The sequence below is a fragment of the Pantoea sp. Morm genome, assembly GCF_016643525.1.
GTDB lineage: Bacteria > Pseudomonadota > Gammaproteobacteria > Enterobacterales > Enterobacteriaceae > Pantoea > Pantoea dispersa.
In genome coordinates this window covers 1-2,928 of sequence record NZ_VOQX01000191.1, presented here as the reverse complement: position 1 = coordinate 2,928, position 2,928 = coordinate 1, and the positions used below count along the sequence as shown (strand labels likewise).

Below are 2,928 nucleotides of genomic sequence, written 5' to 3'. Positions count from 1 at the left end.
AGAAGCGAATGAAGCAGGTCGGCAACGTTGAGCTGCCGCAGGAAGCATTCCTTGCCATTCTGCATGTCGGTAAAGACAGCAAATAAGGAACTTTAATGGCTAATATGTTCGCCCTGATTCTGGTGATCGCCACGCTGATAACCGGTGTTATCTGGTGTATCGATCGCTTTAAGTGGGCTCCGGCGCGTCGTGCTAAGCAGGCAGCTGCACAAGCGCAGGCAGGCAACACATTGGACGGCAAAACGCTGGCCAAAGTGGCGGCTCAGCCAGGCTGGGTAGAAACGGCGGCATCGGTGTTCCCGGTGCTGGCGGTGGTACTGATCGTTCGCTCATTTATTTTTGAGCCGTTCCAGATCCCATCAGGTTCCATGATGCCAACGCTGCTGATTGGTGATTTTATTCTGGTGGAGAAGTTTGCCTACGGGATTAAAGATCCGATTACCCAAACTACGCTGATCCCAACGGGTCATCCGCAGCGCGGTGATGTGGCGGTGTTTAAATACCCGAAAGATCCGAGTGTTGATTACATCAAACGCGTCATCGGTCTGCCGGGCGACAAAGTGGTGTTTGATCCGTACAGCAAAACGCTGACGGTTAACCCGGGTTGTGGCACAGGCAAATGCGATACCGCGTTGCCGATCACCTATACCAACGTGGAGCCAAGCCGCTTCATTCAAACCTTCAGCGGCTTTGATGGCAACGAAACCGGCAATGGCTTCTTTGAAGCACCACAGGGTGAAACCATGAAGGGCGGCCTGCGTCTGGGAACACGTAAAGAGACGTTGGGCACGGTGACGCACGATATCCTGTTAGTAAACGAAGCGCAGAGCCAGGCAAGCATGTATTATCAGCAGCCGGGTCAGCCGCAATCCACGTGGATCGTGCCGGAAGGGCAATATTTCATGATGGGCGATAACCGCGATAACAGCGCCGACAGCCGCTACTGGGGCTTTGTGCCTGAGAAGAATCTGGTCGGTAAAGCGGTGGCTATCTGGATGAGCTTTGAGAAACAAGAAGGACAGTGGCCAACGGGCGTGCGCTTAAGTCGCATCGGCGGAATCCACTAAGCATTATGCCCACTGCGGTGGGCAACACGGTTGGCCTCTTTCGGGGGGCCACTGCAAACGAAACAGAACGTGTTGGAAGCTCAGCCCTGTTTCGTATGCAGAGTTACAGACGCACAGATTAACTGGAATCGCATGAACCCCATCCTTATTAACAAGCTGCAGCGCAAACTGGGCTACACTTTTACTCATCCGGAACTACTGCAGCAAGCATTGACTCACCGCAGTGCCAGCAGTAAGCACAATGAACGTCTTGAGTTTCTTGGCGATTCCATTCTCAGCTATGTGATTGCCAATGCGCTTTATCACCGCTTCCCGCGTGTGGATGAAGGTGACATGAGCCGCATGCGCGCTACGCTGGTGCGGGGCAATACCCTGGCAGAGATGGCGCGTGAGTTTGAACTTGGCGAATGTTTACGTCTTGGACCGGGCGAGCTGAAGAGTGGCGGTTTCCGTCGCGAATCGATTCTTGCTGATACGGTTGAAGCGCTGATTGGCGGTATCTTCCTCGACAGCAACATTCAAACCGTTGAGAAACTGATTCTCGATTGGTACCAAAATCGCCTTGATGAGATCAGCCCGGGTGATAAGCAAAAAGATCCTAAAACGCGTCTGCAGGAGTTTCTGCAAGGGCGTCACCTGCCGCTGCCTTCTTATCTGGTGGTGCAGGTACGTGGCGAAGCCCACGATCAGGAATTCACCATTCACTGTCAGGTGAGTGGCATGGCAGAACCGGTGGTGGGTGTAGGTTCCAGCCGCCGTAAAGCAGAGCAAGCTGCCGCTGAACAGGCATTAATTAAGCTTGGTCTCGAATAAAATACATAGTCATATCGCAGCGTCGACAGCGACGCTGCTCAAGTCAGGACTCGAATGAGCGAAATCGAAACACACAGCGGCTTTATCGCGATTGTCGGCCGACCTAACGTCGGCAAATCCACCTTACTGAACCAGTTACTGGGGCAGAAAGTGTCGATCACCTCGCGTAAACCGCAAACCACGCGTCACCGCATCATGGGCATTCACACCGAAGGCGCTTATCAGGCGATCTACGTGGATACCCCAGGGCTGCACATGGAAGAGAAGCGGGCGATTAACCGCCTGATGAACCGTGCTGCCAGCAGCTCAATTGGTGATGTGGAGCTGGTGATTTTTGTTGTTGAAGGCACCCGCTGGACGCCGGACGACGAAATGGTCTTGAACAAGCTGCGCGACGGCAAAGTGCCGGTGGTGCTGGCGGTTAACAAGGTCGATAACATTCAGGATAAAACCATTCTGCTGCCACACCTGCAGTTCCTGAGCCAGCAGATGAACTTCCTTGAGATCGTACCGATCTCGGCGGAAAGCGGTAAAAACGTCGATGCGATTGCCGCTATCGCGCGCAAATGCCTGCCGAAATCTGACCATCACTTCCCGGAAGATTACATCACCGATCGTTCACAGCGCTTCATGGCGTCTGAGATCATCCGTGAAAAACTGATGCGCTTCCTCGGTGCGGAACTGCCTTACTCAGTGACCGTCGAAATCGAACAGTTCGTTTCTAACGATCGTGGTGGCTATGACATCAACGGTCTGATCCTCGTCGAGCGCGAAGGGCAGAAGAAGATGGTGATTGGCAACAAAGGCGCCAAGATTAAAACCATCGGTATTGAAGCGCGTAAAGACATGGAAGAGATGTTTGAAGCAAAAGTGCATCTCGAACTGTGGGTTAAAGTGAAATCGGGTTGGGCGGATGACGAACGTGCACTGCGCAGCCTGGGCTATACAGACGAATAATTGATGGAAGGCTGGCAACGCGCCTTTGTGCTGCATAGTCGCCCTTACAGCGAAACCAGCCTCCTGCTCGATCTGTTCAGCGAAAGCGAAG

4 protein-coding genes and 1 pseudogene are annotated in these 2,928 nt (G+C 53.2%); all 5 read left to right on the top strand.

Annotated elements, in window-relative coordinates; all coding sequences use genetic code 11:
• Nucleotides 1–86 (top strand): annotated as a pseudogene (locus tag FT726_RS27710) (hypothetical protein); the annotation flags it as partial.
• 9 nt (nucleotides 87–95) lie between these two features.
• Nucleotides 96–1,067, top strand: coding sequence for a signal peptidase I (lepB, locus tag FT726_RS26595; protein WP_034825616.1), 972 nt, complete (start codon nucleotides 96–98; stop codon nucleotides 1,065–1,067).
• A gap of 132 nt (nucleotides 1,068–1,199) precedes the next feature.
• Complete coding sequence (gene rnc, locus FT726_RS26590; protein WP_034825618.1) at nucleotides 1,200–1,880, top strand: ribonuclease III; 681 nt, start codon at nucleotides 1,200–1,202, stop codon at nucleotides 1,878–1,880.
• 54 nt (nucleotides 1,881–1,934) lie between these two features.
• On the top strand, nucleotides 1,935–2,837 hold the full coding sequence (gene era / locus FT726_RS26585) for a GTPase Era (protein WP_034825620.1): 903 nt from the start codon (nucleotides 1,935–1,937) through the stop codon (nucleotides 2,835–2,837).
• A 3-nt stretch (nucleotides 2,838–2,840) separates the two neighbouring features.
• Nucleotides 2,841–2,928, top strand: an 88-nt coding sequence (locus FT726_RS26580) for a recombination protein O N-terminal domain-containing protein (protein ID WP_407075096.1), incomplete at its 3' end; no start/stop codon positions are given.

Excerpts from the sequence above, each read along its gene's own strand:
- lepB (WP_034825616.1), top strand. The coding sequence starts at position 96 with ATGGCTAATATGTTCGCCCTGATTCTGGTGATCGCCACGCTGATAACC.
- rnc (WP_034825618.1), top strand. The coding sequence starts at position 1,200 with ATGAACCCCATCCTTATTAACAAGCTGCAGCGCAAACTGGGCTACACT.
- era (WP_034825620.1), top strand. The coding sequence starts at position 1,935 with ATGAGCGAAATCGAAACACACAGCGGCTTTATCGCGATTGTCGGCCGA.